This is a genomic window from Herbaspirillum sp. CAH-3 (assembly GCF_009668275.1).
Taxonomy (GTDB): Bacteria; Pseudomonadota; Gammaproteobacteria; order Burkholderiales; family Burkholderiaceae_D; genus Herbaspirillum; species Herbaspirillum aquaticum.
Map to the genome: position 1 here is coordinate 215,122 of NZ_VSWE01000004.1, position 15,091 is coordinate 230,212.

Consider the following 15,091-nt stretch of genomic DNA (forward strand, 5'->3'; position numbering starts at 1 on the left):
ACTGCCCATCTCCGTATGCGGGCATACGGTAATGGATAATCGCTATCGGAACGCCGCAGCGGAGCTCGCCCTGCTGGCCGCCGTGGTGTTCACCTCCATGGCGCTCTATTGGGGTGATTTCGACGAATCCACCGTGCTGGTGCTTTACGCCGGTTCGATGATCCTGGTGCTCACGTTGATATTGTCGACCTTTGACAATCTGATTTTCGCTGCCAGGCTGTTCCTTCTGTTCATCGTCGGTGCTTACCCGCTGGCCATCAAGCTGATGGGGCGGGACTTGTATTTTTCGGTGTTCGAATTCACCACGCAGACCTTGAGCGTTGCAACCACGATGTATGCTCTGAGCCTGCTGGCGGTGGTGGGCGCCTATCTGGGCTGGAAGGCGGGAGCCGGGGTGCGCGGCGCGAACGGTAGTGAGCCGCAACTGCCGGTGTTCGATGAATACCACTTCTGGGTGTTCGTCTTGAGCGCGCTGTTCGCCGTGTTATCGGGAGTGCTGATCACCGCTTCCTCGACGGGAACCATTCTCGATTCGGCCTACGGTTCCGGCACCGAGGGTTCGCCGGTCATCGGCAGTGCGAGCGCTATCGGCGGCATCGCCCTTTCCGTTATGTTCTATTGCTGCATGGCTGCGCGGCGCCAGGCATACTGGATTCTGCTCGGCCTGGTGGCGACCTACCTGCTGGTGTGGTGCCAGATTCTGCGTGGATTGCGCCAGGACGTTGTCGGAGCCGTGTTCTCCTGCCTGGTGCTGTTTCTGATGTTTCGTCTGCGCGATGTTTCCATCAAGGTCAGGTATATCCTGTACGTGGTCCCGGTGTTTCTTGCGCTGGAATTGTGGGGGCTGGTACGTACCGGCCTGAGCCTGTTCCTGGAAGGGCGGCTCAGCGTGCAGGAGTTGCTGGACATGGGCCTGGGTAACGCCGCCATCATGCCGGGGGTAGTCTACTCTGGCACGCTGGGTCCGATCGCGACCACCTTCGCCAATGTCGTAGCATTGTTCGAACGGGGCCAGGTCAACATGCTGTACGGTTCTGGCTATGTGGATTACCTGCTGCGCACGCCGCCCGAGTTTCTTTATCCGGATCGGCCGCAGGATTATGCGCTGATGTTTCCTGCCTACGGACTGTCCAGTGGTGGCGGTTTCTTCGAACTGGCAGAGGCTTATCTCAACTTTGGGCTGCTTGGCGCGCTGGTCGTCCCTTTCTTGATCAGTTTCGTGATCGCCAATTTCTATTCGAAGGCGCTCAGCAGAAAGAATATTTTTTACATCTTTGCCTTGTCCTCCATCCTTTGTGTCTGGTTGCGAGGATCGTGGTACCAGACGTTTGCGTTTTACAAATCGTTCATTTCAGGTCTGGCCATCTTCATGGTGATCCATGTGGTGGCGGTACTGATGACCAGCAATCGCCGCCAGCGACATTGAGCAGAGCGGGCTTGGCGGGAGGGGAATACCGTTGGGCGCGACAAAGATAACTATATCAACATGTGGAAAAAGGCATTGATTGTCTTCGGCTCGGCAGTGATGCAGCGTCTTTCGATGCTGGTCATGACCATGCTCGCCGCGCGCCTCATCGGCGCGGCGGAGCTGGGCAAGTTCGCGATCATCTATGCCACATGCGTCAACCTGACCGGCTTCGTTGGCGAGGCGTTGGCAGCGACCGTCAACCAGCGCGTGGCCTCGGCGGCGGACCAACCGAGACATGTCCAGTACGAGCTGGCAGGCATGATTCTGTCGTTCTGCGTGCTTCTGTCCTTGGGACTGGGAATCCTCATCGAATTGTTTGCGCCCTTGATCAGCAAGCTGACCAGTGGCAGTACGGAGCTGACTGCCTACATCCGGATCTCGGGCGTGATGACCATGTTTCTGCTTCCCAATACCGTGGTCAATGCGTTGCTCAATGCATTCGGGCGTAACCTGGCGGCCGCGTCGGTAGCTTCCACGGGGGCTGTGGCTTCCGTGCTGTTGGGACTGTTGGGCGCCTATTACTATGGTGCCTTTGGAATGTGCATGGGCTTTGCCACTGGAACGCTCCTGCTGAGCGGATTGTATTTGCTGGTGCTCAAACACCAGTTCTCGCGTACTTTCCTGGGGGTAGTGGACATGCACCGGTATTTTTCGTCGGGTATCTTCGCATCCTTTACCTTCCCCACCATGGCCACCATGGCCCTCGGTGGCCCGGTGCACTGGCTGTGCATGAGCTTTCTGGGATCATCTCCCGCAGGGGTGCGTCAGGTTGCCATCTTTACCGCCATGTTCCAGTGGTATTCGATCCTGACCTTCATTCCAGGTGCATTAATGAACTTCACCGTGCCTTGGTTGGCGCGCGCCAAGGCACTCGGGGAAGCCATGTTTCAGCGTCAAGCCCTGCGCATCGCTGTGGTCAACCTGATCTGCGCCGGCGCACTGCTGCTGGCGGTGTGGCTGCTGGAGTCTTTCATTCTGGCGTTGTACGGTAGCGATTTCCGGGATGAGGGGAGGGTGTTGCAAATCCTGGCTGCGTGCGGGTTCGTGGGCGTGCTCACGACCGTGATGAACCAGATCCTGTGGGCGTCTGGAAAAACCTGGAGCAATCTGTTGACCGCTTCGGTCTACGGCGTTACGTATGTGGTCAGCGCATTTGTTCTGGTCAAGTATGCCGAGCATGGCGTGATCGGTCTGGCCCTCTCCATCCTGATGGCCAGTGTGGTACAGGGTCTTATGCAGGGCCGTGTCGTATTGTCGTTCCAACCAAGCAAAACAAGGGCTTAGCAAATATGTGTGGTTTAGCCGGATTGATCTCGTGGCAGGGCGCCGACACCGAAGGCGCGCGACTGGCGGCGGCCCTCGACTCGATCGAGTCGCGCGGTCCGGATGGGCGCAATATCTGGCGAGACGGGCCCTGCATGCTTGGTCATCTGCGCCTGGCCATCATTGATCTTTCCGAGCGTGCATCGCAGCCGATGTTTTCTCCGGATGAACGCTACGTCATCGTTTTCAACGGTGAGATCTACAACTTTCAGGAGATACGCGACCGCCTCGGTGAGCAGTACCCGTGGCGCACCCAGGGGGATACCGAAGTGATCTTGGCAGCCTATCTGCGCTGGGGGGCGGAGTGCCTGCACCTGTTCCGCGGAATGTTTGCCTTTGCCATATGGGATCGTGTCGAACAGACGCTCTTCGTGGCACGCGACCGCGTGGGCGTCAAACCTTTGTACTTCCATGCCAGCGAGCAATGCTTCGCCTTCGCGTCGCGCCCTCGCGCCATGGGCCATCTAGTGCCCGGGCTGTCGATCCGCTTCGATCAGCAGGCCTTGCGCTATTATCTTGAGTCAGGCTATATCCCCGCACCTTACAGTTGCTTTGAGTCGATCCGCAAGCTGGAGCCCGGTCACTATCTTCGAGTGAGCAAAGCCGGGGTGGAATCCCATCGTTACTGGTCAATCGACGAGGTCGCAATCGATCCGGCCAAGGACCAGATGAGCGAGGAGCAGTTGCTGGATCAGCTTGACGCACTCATCGACCGCTCGGTGCAGCTACGCCTCGTCAGCAATGTCCCGGTTGGAGCCTTCCTCTCGGGGGGGATCGACAGTTCGTTGGTGGCAGCCTACATGAAGAAGCACGCCAGCGGCGATGTCAGGACCTTTACGATCGGATTCGACGATGCGCAGTTCGACGAGAGCCATCACGCGGCCGCCGTCGCCCGGCACCTGGGTACGCATCACGTCTGCGAGCAGCTCACGGCAGGGGATTTGCTGGCGTTGATGCCCACGTACCTTGCCGAATATGACGAACCCTTCTTCGATTACTCAGCCTTCCCCGTGATGGCAGTGTCGCGTACCGCACGGCGCCACGTAACGGTCAGCCTTTCCGGCGATGGGGCCGACGAGGCATTCGGCGGGTATCACTACTATCGTCTGGCAGAAAAGCTGGGCCGCTTGCGGGCTTTCCCCTCCGGCCTGAGGAAGCTCGTCGCGGCGGTATTGAAGCGGCTACCTTCGCATAAACTCAATCTGCTGGCAGGCGCCCTGTCCACCACCACGGCTGCCGATAATTTTGCATTCATGCGCAGCGTGATCAAGGATTTCAAGCAGGTCATGGGCCAGGAGATGGCCCGCAATACCGAGCCGCTGTCGGCCCTTTTTTCGCGCCGCGCGGCCTCTTTCGCGCCCGGACTGAGCGATGCCGAGGCCGCGATGCGTCTGGATATGGCCTATACCCTGCCCGATGATTACTTGCAGAAGGTCGACGTGGGCAGCATGGCGTTTTCGCTCGAAGCGCGTGAGCCGCTGCTGGACCATACCATCCTGGAGTGGGCCGCAAGCCTGCCACTAAAGTGGAAGGTCCGTGGCGGAATCAACAAGTACCTGCTGCGTCAACTGGCGTATCGCTATATTCCCCGGGAAATTCTGGATCGCCCGAAGATGGGCTTCGGCGTGCCGATGGCATCCTGGCTGCGCACTGAACTCAGGCCATGGGCCGAGCAACTGCTGGCCGATGAGGCAACCCTTACCCGTATCGGTCTCGACCATGCTCAGGTCATGCGTGTATGGAATGAACACCAGACCGGACGTCGCGATGCGCAGAGCTGCCTGTGGTCGATTCTGGTCCTGGTGCAATTTGTCAAAAATGTAGAGGCACAATCGTGAGAATCGTCATCAATGCCCTGTCGGCCCGCATCGGCGGTGGGCAAACCTATCTGCGCCAGTTGCTGAGCCGACTGCCGGATCGGGAGGATCTGGAGATCTTGATCTACGCGTCGCCTTCGCTGGAGGTGCCGGCCGACCGCAGGATCAGGCTGCTTGATCCGGAGTTTCCCACGGAATCGCCCCTGCCCCGCACATTCTGGGAAAAGTGCATCTTGCCGCGCAAGCTCAAGGCGCTCAAGCCCGACATCTATTTCTGTCCGGGGGGCGTAGTGGCCACCAAGGCGCCCAAGGGCTGTCTGACGGTCACCATGTTCCGCAACATGGTGCCCTTCGACGATAAGGTCAAGCGGCAGATGCCCATGGGACTGCAGCGCGTGCGGGTGGCCCTGCTGGAGAGAGTCATGTTGCGCAGCATGCACGGTGCGGACCTGGTGATCTTCATTTCGGAATATGCGCGTGGCGTGATCGAAGCGCGCATCCGCATGAAGAAGGCGGTGACCATACCGCACGGCATTTCGTCTCACTTCCGTCAGGTTGATCCAGCGCAACAGAATCCAGTAGCGACATCGTCCCAGCCGTACATTCTCTACGTCTCTCGTTTTGAATCCTATAAACACCACCAGGAAGTGGTAGAAGCCTATCTGAAACTGCCAGAGCAGTTGCAGAACCGCTATGATCTTGTGCTTGTTGGCGAAAACGACAACATTTTTGGCGAAAAGGTCCGTCGTTTCATCGAACAACAGGGTGCGCAAGGCAGAGTAAAAATGCTTGGCGGCGTAAAATACATGGCTTTGCCGCAGGCATATCGCCAAGCCGAGTTGATCGTCTTCGCCTCATCCTGCGAGAACTGCCCCAATATCCTGCTGGAAAGCTTGTCGGCCAGCCGCCCGATCCTGTGTTCCTCGGTCATGCCCATGCCCGAGTTTGGCTCAGACGCGGTGGCGTATGTTGACCCCACAGATGTCGATGCGATGCGCGACCAGATGGTGCTGCTGTTGACCGATGCGCGCTTGGCCGAGCAATACGGGCACAAGGCCGCGGTGCGGGGCTTGCGGTACGATTGGGATATTACGGCCCGCGATACTTGGAATGCGATCTTCGCACTCAAAGGCAGTCAGGCGTAAGCCCAGGTAGTATTGGTGGCCCCACAGATTCGTTCCAATGAAGTCGGGTTCCGGCGCGCAACAGGCGTCCGTTTCGACCAGCGTTTAGAGAGGTTATTTTGACCAAAATTGTAGTATTGGGTGCATCCGGAATGTTGGGCAATGCCATGTTCCGTCTGCTTTCCGACGTGCCCGAGTTTGACGTGACCGGCGCCCTTCGGGCGGCCTCCGGTGTGAAGAATTTTGATCAGAACCTGCGCGAGAAGCTGGTGGCTGGCATTGACGTGGAAAATCCTGACAGCCTGGCGCGTCTCTTCGCGCAGACGGCTCCGGATGTCGTGATCAACTGTGTCGGACTAGTCAAGCAGCTAGCCGACGCCGACGACCCGCTGGCAGCCATTCCGATCAATGCACTCTTGCCGCATCGTCTGGCGCGCCTGTGCGAGCTAGCAGGCGCGCGTCTGGTGCATGTGAGTACCGACTGCGTCTTTGCGGGTGATCGCGGAAACTACCGGGAGAGCGACTTCGCCGATGCCACCGACCTCTACGGCCGCAGCAAATATCTCGGCGAAGTGCGCGAGCGCGATAATGCGATCACCTTGCGTACCTCCATCATCGGCCGCGAGCTCAACAGTGCGCATGGGCTGATCGACTGGTTCCTGGCACAGCAAGGCAGCGTGCGCGGTTTCCGCCGGGCCATCTTCTCGGGCTTGCCGACGGTGGAGTTGGCGCGGGTGGTGCGCGATTACGTGATTCCGCGTCCTGAGCTTCATGGCCTCTATCATGTTGCGTCGGCTCCCATCTCCAAGCTGGACCTGCTGCATCTGGTGGCCGCGCAATATGGCAAGGAGACCAGCATCGTGGCCGACGATCAGCTAGTACTGGACCGCTCGCTGGATGCATCCCGTTTCGCAGCGGCTACCGGCTACGTCGCCGAGCCCTGGCCTGAGCTGGTCAAAAAGATGCATGCCTTCGGCTGATCTGCAGCGGTACAGGGCAGCGGCCCACAACATTAACGCAAACTGATAGCAAATAAGACACGATAGTGGAGCACAAATATGTTCAAGGGTAAGAAACTGTTGATTACAGGTGGAACGGGTTCATTCGGTAATGCCGTATTGCAGCGATTCATCCAATCCGATCTGGATGAAATCCGCATTTTCAGCCGCGACGAAAAGAAGCAGGAAGACATGCGCATCGCGCTGAACAACGACAAGGTGAAGTTCTACATCGGCGACGTACGCGAATATTCCAGCGTGCGCGAGGCACTGCGAGGGGTCAACTACGTGTTCCACGCGGCCGCTCTCAAGCAGGTGCCTTCGTGCGAGTTCTATCCGATGGAGGCGGTGCGCACCAACGTGATCGGCGCTGAAAATGTGATCCAGGCTGCCATCGAGAACGAAGTTGAACGCTGCGTCGTACTCAGCACCGACAAGGCCGTCTACCCGATCAACGCCATGGGCATGTCGAAGGCCATGATGGAAAAGGTCATGGTGGCCAAGTCGCGCCTTTGCGACCCCAACAAGACCGTACTCTCGGCTACCCGCTATGGCAACGTGATGGCCTCGCGCGGTTCGGTCATACCGCTCTTCCTTAGTCAGCTCGCGGCGGGCAAGGCCCTGACCCTGACCGATCCCAGCATGACGCGTTTCCTGATGTCGCTGGAGGAGTCGGTGGACCTGGTGCTCTACGCATTCGAACATGCCCGACCTGGCGATATTTTCGTCCAGAAGGCACCGGCCTCGACCGTGGGCGATTTGGCGCAGGCGCTCAACGAATTGCTGGGACGGGATAATTTGGTCAAGGTCATCGGTACCCGTCATGGCGAAAAGCTGTACGAATCACTGGTCTCCCGCGAGGAAATGGCGCGTGCCGAGGATCTGGGCGGCTATTACCGCATTCCGGCCGATTCACGCGATCTGAACTACAACAAGTACTTCATCGAAGGTCAGACCGAAATTGCAGAGATTGACGACTACACCTCCCACAACACCAAGCGCCTGACCGTGGAAGAGGTCAAGCAAGTGCTCATGAAGCTCGATATCGTGAAGGATGCCGTCAATGCTTAAGGTGATGACCATTGTCGGGACGCGACCAGAGGTGATCCGGCTGTCACGCGTCATCGAGAAACTCGACAAGTATTGTGATCACGTCCTGGTGCATACGGGCCAGAACTACGATTACGAGCTCAATCAGGTGTTCTTCGACGACCTCGGCATCCGCAAGCCGGACGTCTTCATGGAAGCGGCCAGCGGTTCCGCGGCCGAGACCATCGGCAACGTGATTGCGGCGACCGACAAGCTCATCGACCAGTATGCACCGCAGGCGATCTTGATCCTAGGCGACACCAACAGTGCGCTGAGCGCTATCGCGGCCAAGCGTCGCAAGGTTCCCATCTTCCATATGGAAGCGGGAAATCGCTCCTTCGATTTCCGTGTCCCGGAAGAAATCAACCGGCGCATCGTCGACCATACGGCTGATATCAACCTGCCTTACAGCACCATTGCGCGTGACTATTTGCTGCGCGAGGGCTTGAGCCCGGACCGCGTGATCAAGACCGGCAGTCCAATGCGGGAGGTGCTGTTGCACTACCGCGAAGGAATCGAGGCCTCCGATGTGCTGAAGCGTCTGGGCGTAGAGCAGGGCCGCTTCTTTGTCGTCAGCTCGCACCGTGAAGAAAACGTGGACACGCCGCGCAATCTGGCCAAGCTCACCGATGTGCTCAACCGCGTGGCAGAGCAGTACGATGAACCTGTCATCGTCTCCACCCACCCGCGTACTCAGAAACGCATCGACGCTGCCGGCCTGAGCTTCCATCCCAACGTGAAGCTGCTCAAGCCGCTGGGCTTCAACGATTACGTCAAGCTGCAAATCTCCGCCCGCGCCGTGCTGTCGGATAGCGGAACGATTACCGAGGAATCGTCCATCCTCAATTTCCCCGCGGTCAACATCCGCGAGGCGCACGAACGGCCCGAGGGTTTCGAGGAAGCCGCCGTGATGATGACCGGTCTGGACGTGGAGCGTGTGTTGCAGGCCTTGGCCATTCTTGCCGAACAGCCACGCGGGGAGTCGCGCGCACTGCATATGGTGCAGGACTATACGGCAGACAATGTCTCCGACAAGGTGTTGCGCATCATCCTCAGTTACACCGATTACGTCAATCGTGTCGTCTGGAGGCGGGATTGCTGATGAAAGTCCGGCAGGCCAGAAGGACAAGGGCATGAAGATCCTGATCGTCACACAGCATTTCTGGCCCGAGAACTTCCGTATCAACGATCTGGCTGAGCATTTCTCGACGGCCGGACACGAGGTGACCGTGCTGACGGGGCAGCCCAACTATCCCGAAGGCAGTCTGTTCCCGGAGTATGCTGCTGCTCCGGATCGGTTCAGCCAGTATCACGGTGTTCAGATCGTACGTATTCCCCACGTGCTGCGAGGCAGGAGCCGCTTGCGCCTGGTGGTCAACTACTTCAGCTATTTCGTGAGCGGATCTATCCTGGGCGCCTGGAAGCTGCGCGCACAGCGGTTCGACGCCATTTTCGTCTTCGCCGTGTCGCCCATTACCGTCGCAATTCCCGCAGTGGTGCTGGGCAAGCTGAAGAAGACCCCGGTCTTCGTGTGGGTGCAGGACCTGTGGCCCGAGACGCTCTCTGCCATCGGCGTGGTCCGTTCGCCCCGTATCCTGGGCGCAGTGGGCAGGCTGGTTAGCTGGATCTACAACCGCTGCGATCACATCCTGATCCAGTCCCGCTCCTTTGCCGACTCGGTGCGACGCTATTGCGCTGATGCGGACAAGCCCGGCAAGCTGATTTATTTTCCCAACTGGGCCGAGGAGGTCTTCGGTCAGCAGGTGCAGGCTCAGCAGAATGCCGTGCAGCGTCGCGAGGATCTTTTCACCGTGATGTTCGCTGGCAATATCGGCGAGGCCCAGGACTTCCCGGCCGTGCTGGACGCGGCGCAGGAGCTCAGTTCCGATCAGCGTATCCGTTGGGTGATCGTCGGTGACGGCAGAGCCCGGGAGTGGGTGACGGCAGAGGTCGAGCGCCGTGGGCTGCAGTCGTGTGTGGAGCTGGTCGGACGTTTTCCTGTGGAAACCATGCCGGCCTTCTTCGAGTGCGCCGACGCCATGCTGGTCGCCCTCAAGGATGACGAAGCCTTCGCCCGCACGGTACCGGGCAAAGTGCAGTCCTACCTGGCCGCCGCCAAGCCAATCCTGGGCATGATCAACGGTGAGGCCGGACAGGTCGTCAATGAATCCGGGGGTGGCTTGGCTTGCGCCGCGGGCGCATCGGCGGATCTCGCCGCCAATGTGCGCGCATTAGCGGCCATGCCGCGCGAGCAGTTGGTGCAAATGGGATTGCAAGGCCGGCAGTATTACCAGGACAATTTTGAACGCAAGACCTTGTTCGCCAAGCTCGAACAGTATTTTTCCCAGGCGGCGCGCTCCTGAGGCGCTCTTGCCATTTCCTCTCGTCCTATGAAAAGAGCTTTTGATTTCCTGCTGGCAAGCCTGGCACTCGTATGTCTGCTGATTCCAGGGATCGTGGTTGCGCTGATGGTGCGTCTCACCTCGGCGGGTCCGGTGATTTACTGGTCCGATCGTGTCGGTAAAGACAATCGGATCTTCCGGATGCCGAAGTTTCGCACCATGCGCGTCGATACGCCTGCGGTGGCGACTCACCTGCTGGATGACCCGGCGCGCTTCCTGACGCCGGTCGGTTCTTTTCTGCGTAAGTCGAGCCTGGATGAGCTTCCGCAACTATGGAGCATCCTCGCGGGAGACATGAGTTTCGTGGGGCCTCGGCCGGCGCTGCATAATCAGGCTGACCTGATTGCATTGCGTACGCAATGCGGGGTGCATGTGCTCACCCCCGGCCTGACGGGATGGGCGCAGATCAATGGCCGGGATGAACTTCCCATTCCCGAAAAAGTGAAACTGGATCAGGAGTATCTTCTGCGGCGTTCCTTCTGGTGGGATATCCAGATCATCGTACAGACCTTCTTCAAGGTCTTGCGCAAAGATGGCGTGTCCCACTAATCCTTCCCGTACTTTCCTGTCCGTTGCCACCAGCGGCGCGACAGGCTGTCCCCGCTTCTCATGAAAACAGTACTGCGCATTGCGGGCATCGTCTGCACCCTCCTGTTCCTTGGTTTCGCATTTTCCAAGGTGCATTGGCGGACCTTTCTCGACTCGCTTGCCGCCTTGCGTTATCCATGGGTAGGTGCAGCCGGATTGGCGTTGATGGCGTCGATGTACCTGCGCTCCCTGCGGTGGTTCATCGTGACCGGCCTGCCCCTGGCCGCACGTCATCGAGTCTGGTGCGCCGCCTGCGCCGGCTATCTGGGCATCATCTATCCGGCGCGGGTGGGTGAAGTACTGCGCATGATCAAGCTCAAGCAGCTCACTGGCATGGCGGGCGGCCTGGCCATTGGCTCGGCTATTGCTGATCGCATCCTTGATGGTCTGGGTCTGGGAGTCTTGCTGGCCTTGCTGATTCTCTACGGCCAGCGGGCAGCGGTAGTGCCGACCGCCTTGGTGGTGATTGTATGGATGTTCGTGGCAGCCGGAGTGATGATGATGATCTTCATCGCCAGTGGCAACGGGCTGCAAGGACTGTTTGCAAGAGTTGCGCGCATGGGTCGGGTGGGCGGCAAGCTGCACGTCTGGTACCAGGAATCGTTGGCCGGTTTGCAGGCCTTGCGTTCGCCGAGCCGTATCTTGCTGGCATTCGCCTGCCAGGCAGCCGTTTGCCTGTGCGACATTGCGGTGTGCTGGGCCCTGTTCAAGGCATTTGGATGGCAACCGCCGTTCATGGCCAATATCGCGATGCTGGTCTACCTGACCGCGGCCCTGACCCTGCCCTCTACGCCTGGCTTCGTCGGCATCTACCAGACCGCTGCCATTTTTGCGCTGGCGCCGTTCGCTATCGGCAATTCCGAGGCGGCGGCCTATGGCACTGTGCTGCAGGTGCTGACCCTGGTGCTCTTCATCTCTTCGGGCGTCTGGGCCCTGCGTGGCCAGGCGCCACGGACTTTGCTGGCCGATCAGCCGCGCTGATCGGACCGGATCACCTGCCATGCGCCAGGCGCGACTTCCTTGGTGGTCCACTGGACCGTCCCGGGCGCATCACGGAAGTCAAGCTTGTAGGCGCTGCCGTAACTGGTGCCGAAGAAAGCACCCCGCGGATACAGTTCGGTGACCGTGACCCAGGAAGGCGGTGACTTGATCATCTCCTTCCAGCGCTGCGAACCGTCCATGTACAGGTACTGGAAACCATGCTCATGCAGTTGCCGCCACAACTTCTCAGGATCACTTGGTTCCCATTTGAACGTTGCATTCTCAGGATCGTTGTTGGAGGTTTGAATCAGATCAGGACGCAGCCAGAACCGGAAATAGGAAGCCAAAAACACGCGTGCACCAGGTGCTGCATCTTGGTTGATGGTTTCGTAGCCGTCACGCGACAGGCTTTCGTTGATGTTGAGCAGCTTGGCTGACTGCGCCGGATCTTGGCCTGAGAACAGATATTGGCTGGCGATGTGGACAGGGAAGACCTGCGGCGACCAGACGTTGAAGACGATGTACAGACAGAAAACGGCTGCTGCCACTACGACGTTGTCGCAGACATCGCTGCTGCGTGCGAATCGTTCTGCCAGCCACGCCGCCGGCACAGCGAGGATCAGCAAGGTGGCCAGGAAGTAGCGCGGAATGGGCACTGCGGGCAGCATTGCCACCCAGCATGCGACTCCCAGAAGCCCGGCCAGTAGGAGTACGACGATCTTGGGCTGCGCGCGCCAGATGCGGGCCGGTAGAACGAATGCCAGCATCAGCCACGCCAACAGCAACACCGATATGTTGCCCAATTGCCCCCAGTAACGGCCGACCGTCAGAACCAGCGGGTAATTGAGGACGATATGCCGGGTAGTCTCCGATGTGAAGTACTGAAACGAGCCCTGTACCCCGTTGAGCGAGCCGACCATGATGAGGTTCTTGGCGAAATGCACGAGGAAGGGTGGCAGCATCAACAAGGCTACCCACGCCCCTTCTCTGACGAGTTGCAGCACCCGCGGCGCCATCTGGTGCGGCTCACGCCAGTGCTGGCAGAGCGCGACCAGACGTGGGTAGAACAACAGCATCAGCATGGGAGGGAAGAATGCAATGGCATAGCTCAGTTTGGCGACGAGGGCGATGCCGAGGAACATTCCTGACAACATCAGCGAAGCCCGCCGGATCGGCTCTTCCCAAGAGCGCAAGGCGAACAGCGCGGCACACAGCCCGTAGGCGGCAGCAAAGAAGTCGGTCTTGCCTTCCATCAGGATCACGATGCAGGAGGAGCTGGCGGCTATGGCGACTGCCAGCAGACGTCCCCGCCGGCCCAGCCCGGCGTTGCTGCAGATGGCGCCCAAAATCGCAATGCCGGTGAGCGTGGTGAGCCAGATATAGAGCTTGACGGAGGCATCCGGCATCCCCAGCAGGTAGAGCGCGGCCAGCTGCATCTCGGCGATGAGACCAACGCTCATGAAGGGCTCATACCCGGGTACGGGAGCCAGGCGGTGGGCGCTGGCGATAATCTTGGGCAAGGTCAGATAGAAGGCTAGTGCGTCGCCCTCAATGATGCCGCTAATCGAAGCCATCAGACTCAGTAGCAGCGACGTGGTTACCACGGTAAGCACTTTCCAGTGCAGGGGCGCGCCGAAGAAGGCCTGGCCGGCGATACCCAGCTTGCGCACCAGAGACCATGGATTGCAGCGCGTTTCGTACAGAGCGAAGAGCACGAACGGCAGTGTAAGCGCAAGCAGGACCGGCAGGGTGAACTGCTTGGTCAGCGCCGCAACCAGCAGAACGCTAGCGTAGATGCCTTGCCCCAGCAGAAGCGCGATGCCAGACGCGTACTCGCGGGGACGGGCCTGGGCTGGGAAGAGCCTCATGAGGGCGGTACCTGCGCCAATATTGGCAACGGCCAGATAGATGACGGGGCCTAAAACGGAAAACAGGTGGCTCATGGGCATCAATGCTGATATTCGGCCTGCAGGGAAGTAAAGAGTTGGGTCAAGACGGTGCCGAAATTACCTTGGGGTGGAATGAATCCGGTAAATACACCGAAGGCATATACGCACACGCAGATCCATGCGCAGCCAAGCGTTTGGCGCAATAACTGTCCGCCCATGCCGGTGGCGCTGCGCGGCGGCTGGTTCGGCTCGCTCGCAGCAGTGGCTGGAGATGGTATGGGTGTGCTCGGGGGAGGCGCGGACGACTCAGGGGCGGCGATACCAGTGTGCATACGATCCATACGTTCGTTGAGCAGCGCCAGCTCCTGATCCAGCAATTTGAGTTTGACGGTAAGGCCGGAGATCCGGACGTGATTGTTGATCGCCACCAGGCCGAGCCAGGCGATGGCCAGAATGGCCAGTCCCAGCAGGGGCGTGCCGCGGCCAAAGCGGGCGGCGATGCCAGGTAGTGGCCATGGCAGCAGATTGAGGAGGATGAACACCGTGAGCGCTACCAGCCAACCCACTCCGATACGGGTATTGATGCGGTCGCTGGCGACCAGTTTCCAGGTGTAGACGAACAGCGCGAGCGCGGGCAGCAGCACCGGCCAATTTGCTTTGAGCATAGTGATCATCGGGGAATTTTCCGTTTCTTGATAGCCAGGCCGATGAAGCCCAGAATGACTCGATAAGGATAGAGGGCGGCCTTGCTCATCGTGAACAAGGATTCGCCAGCGGCACGGCCGCGCATCTTGACCGGTACTTCCGTGATACGGAATCCGGCCCTGTGCAGCATGCACAAAGCCTCGGCCTCGGGATGCTCAACGGGGTAGTCGGTGGCAAAGTACGTGAATGCCTTGCGGTTCAGGGCACGGAAGCCCGACGTGGTATCGGTGATGTGCAGTCCGGTCGCCATCATCAGGATGCCGGTGGAGAAGTGCATGCCCATGCGGCGCGGGAAAGATGTCTTGTAATCGACGTCGAACCCCTCCTTGGTATAGCGCGAGCCGATGACGCAATCGGCGCGCCCGTCCCGGATGGGGGCCAGCACGTTGTCCAGCCAGACCGGGTTGTGCTGGGCATCGCCGTCTAGCTGGACCGCGACATCATAGTTGTGGCGCACTGCGTATTTGAATCCGGTCTGGACTGCGCCGCCGATGCCCAGATTGGCTGGTAAAGTGGCCACCGGGGAGCCGTGGGCGGCCGCTACGGCGGCAGTCCTGTCCGAGGACGCGTCGTTGACAACTAGCGTGTCATAACCCAGGCCGGAGAGTTCGCGGAGCAATCCAGGCAGACTCTCTTCCTCGTTGTGAGCAGGAATGATGATCAGTGTTTTCATAGGTACATGCCGTAAGGCGATGAAGTGCATCGGA

13 protein-coding genes are annotated in these 15,091 nt (G+C 59.3%); 10 read left to right on the forward strand and 3 right to left on the reverse strand.

Going from position 1 to position 15,091, the window contains the following annotated elements; all coding sequences use genetic code 11:
- Positions 1 to 31: 31 nt before the first annotated feature.
- From FYB76_RS07045 to FYB76_RS07090, 10 genes are all read left to right on the forward strand, one after another.
- A complete protein-coding gene (locus tag FYB76_RS07045; protein ID WP_154133141.1) occupies positions 32 to 1,426 on the forward strand; it encodes a hypothetical protein in 1,395 nt (464 codons plus the stop codon).
- Positions 1,427 to 1,486: 60 nt separating this feature from the next.
- Complete coding sequence (locus FYB76_RS07050; RefSeq protein ID WP_154133142.1) at positions 1,487 to 2,752, forward strand: oligosaccharide flippase family protein; 1,266 nt, start codon at positions 1,487 to 1,489, stop codon at positions 2,750 to 2,752.
- A gap of 5 nt (positions 2,753 to 2,757) precedes the next feature.
- Entirely contained in the window at positions 2,758 to 4,629 is a 1,872-nt protein-coding gene (asnB, locus tag FYB76_RS07055; RefSeq protein WP_154133143.1) for an asparagine synthase (glutamine-hydrolyzing), read from the forward strand.
- The gene (locus tag FYB76_RS07060) at positions 4,626 to 5,753 is read left to right on the forward strand and encodes a glycosyltransferase family 1 protein (RefSeq protein ID WP_154133144.1); all 1,128 of its coding nucleotides are present in this window, start codon (positions 4,626 to 4,628) and stop codon (positions 5,751 to 5,753) included. The genes asnB and FYB76_RS07060 overlap by 4 nt, the downstream gene beginning before the upstream one ends.
- Positions 5,754 to 5,869: 116 nt before the next feature.
- The gene (locus tag FYB76_RS07065; RefSeq protein ID WP_370516319.1) at positions 5,870 to 6,712 is read left to right on the forward strand and encodes a dTDP-4-dehydrorhamnose reductase family protein; all 843 of its coding nucleotides are present in this window, start codon (positions 5,870 to 5,872) and stop codon (positions 6,710 to 6,712) included.
- Positions 6,713 to 6,790: 78 nt separating this feature from the next.
- Positions 6,791 to 7,801, forward strand: a complete 1,011-nt coding sequence (locus FYB76_RS07070; RefSeq protein WP_154133146.1) for a polysaccharide biosynthesis protein — start codon at positions 6,791 to 6,793, stop codon at positions 7,799 to 7,801.
- Positions 7,794 to 8,921: a non-hydrolyzing UDP-N-acetylglucosamine 2-epimerase gene (gene wecB / locus FYB76_RS07075; RefSeq protein WP_154133147.1), complete on the forward strand. Its 1,128-nt coding sequence runs from the start codon at positions 7,794 to 7,796 to the stop codon at positions 8,919 to 8,921. Before FYB76_RS07070 ends, wecB begins: the two co-directional genes overlap by 8 nt.
- A gap of 31 nt (positions 8,922 to 8,952) precedes the next feature.
- Positions 8,953 to 10,182, forward strand: a complete 1,230-nt coding sequence (locus tag FYB76_RS07080; RefSeq protein WP_154133148.1) for a glycosyltransferase family 4 protein — start codon at positions 8,953 to 8,955, stop codon at positions 10,180 to 10,182.
- A gap of 27 nt (positions 10,183 to 10,209) precedes the next feature.
- Positions 10,210 to 10,770 carry a sugar transferase gene (locus FYB76_RS07085; RefSeq protein ID WP_154133149.1) on the forward strand — a complete coding sequence of 187 codons (561 nt, stop codon included), beginning with the start codon at positions 10,210 to 10,212 and terminating at the stop codon, positions 10,768 to 10,770.
- A 60-nt stretch (positions 10,771 to 10,830) separates the two neighbouring features.
- Positions 10,831 to 11,790 (forward strand): lysylphosphatidylglycerol synthase transmembrane domain-containing protein, encoded by a 960-nt coding sequence (locus FYB76_RS07090; RefSeq protein ID WP_154133150.1) that lies wholly within the window; start codon positions 10,831 to 10,833, stop codon positions 11,788 to 11,790.
- Here FYB76_RS07090 and FYB76_RS07095 read toward each other — a convergent pair.
- Genes FYB76_RS07095 through FYB76_RS07105 form a run of 3 tightly spaced genes read right to left on the reverse strand, consistent with a single transcriptional unit; the run spans position 11,778 to position 15,057 of the window.
- Positions 11,778 to 13,733 carry a hypothetical protein gene (locus FYB76_RS07095; protein WP_154133151.1) on the reverse strand — a complete coding sequence of 652 codons (1,956 nt, stop codon included), beginning with the start codon at positions 13,731 to 13,733 and terminating at the stop codon, positions 11,778 to 11,780. The two genes, FYB76_RS07090 and FYB76_RS07095, sit on opposite strands and share 13 nt — an antisense overlap.
- A gap of 5 nt (positions 13,734 to 13,738) precedes the next feature.
- Positions 13,739 to 14,353: a DUF2304 domain-containing protein gene (locus tag FYB76_RS07100; RefSeq protein WP_154133152.1), complete on the reverse strand. Its 615-nt coding sequence runs from the start codon at positions 14,351 to 14,353 to the stop codon at positions 13,739 to 13,741.
- A complete protein-coding gene (locus FYB76_RS07105) occupies positions 14,350 to 15,057 on the reverse strand; it encodes a glycosyltransferase family 2 protein (RefSeq protein WP_195724586.1) in 708 nt (235 codons plus the stop codon). Before FYB76_RS07105 ends, FYB76_RS07100 begins: the two co-directional genes overlap by 4 nt.
- Positions 15,058 to 15,091: the final 34 nt, after the last annotated feature.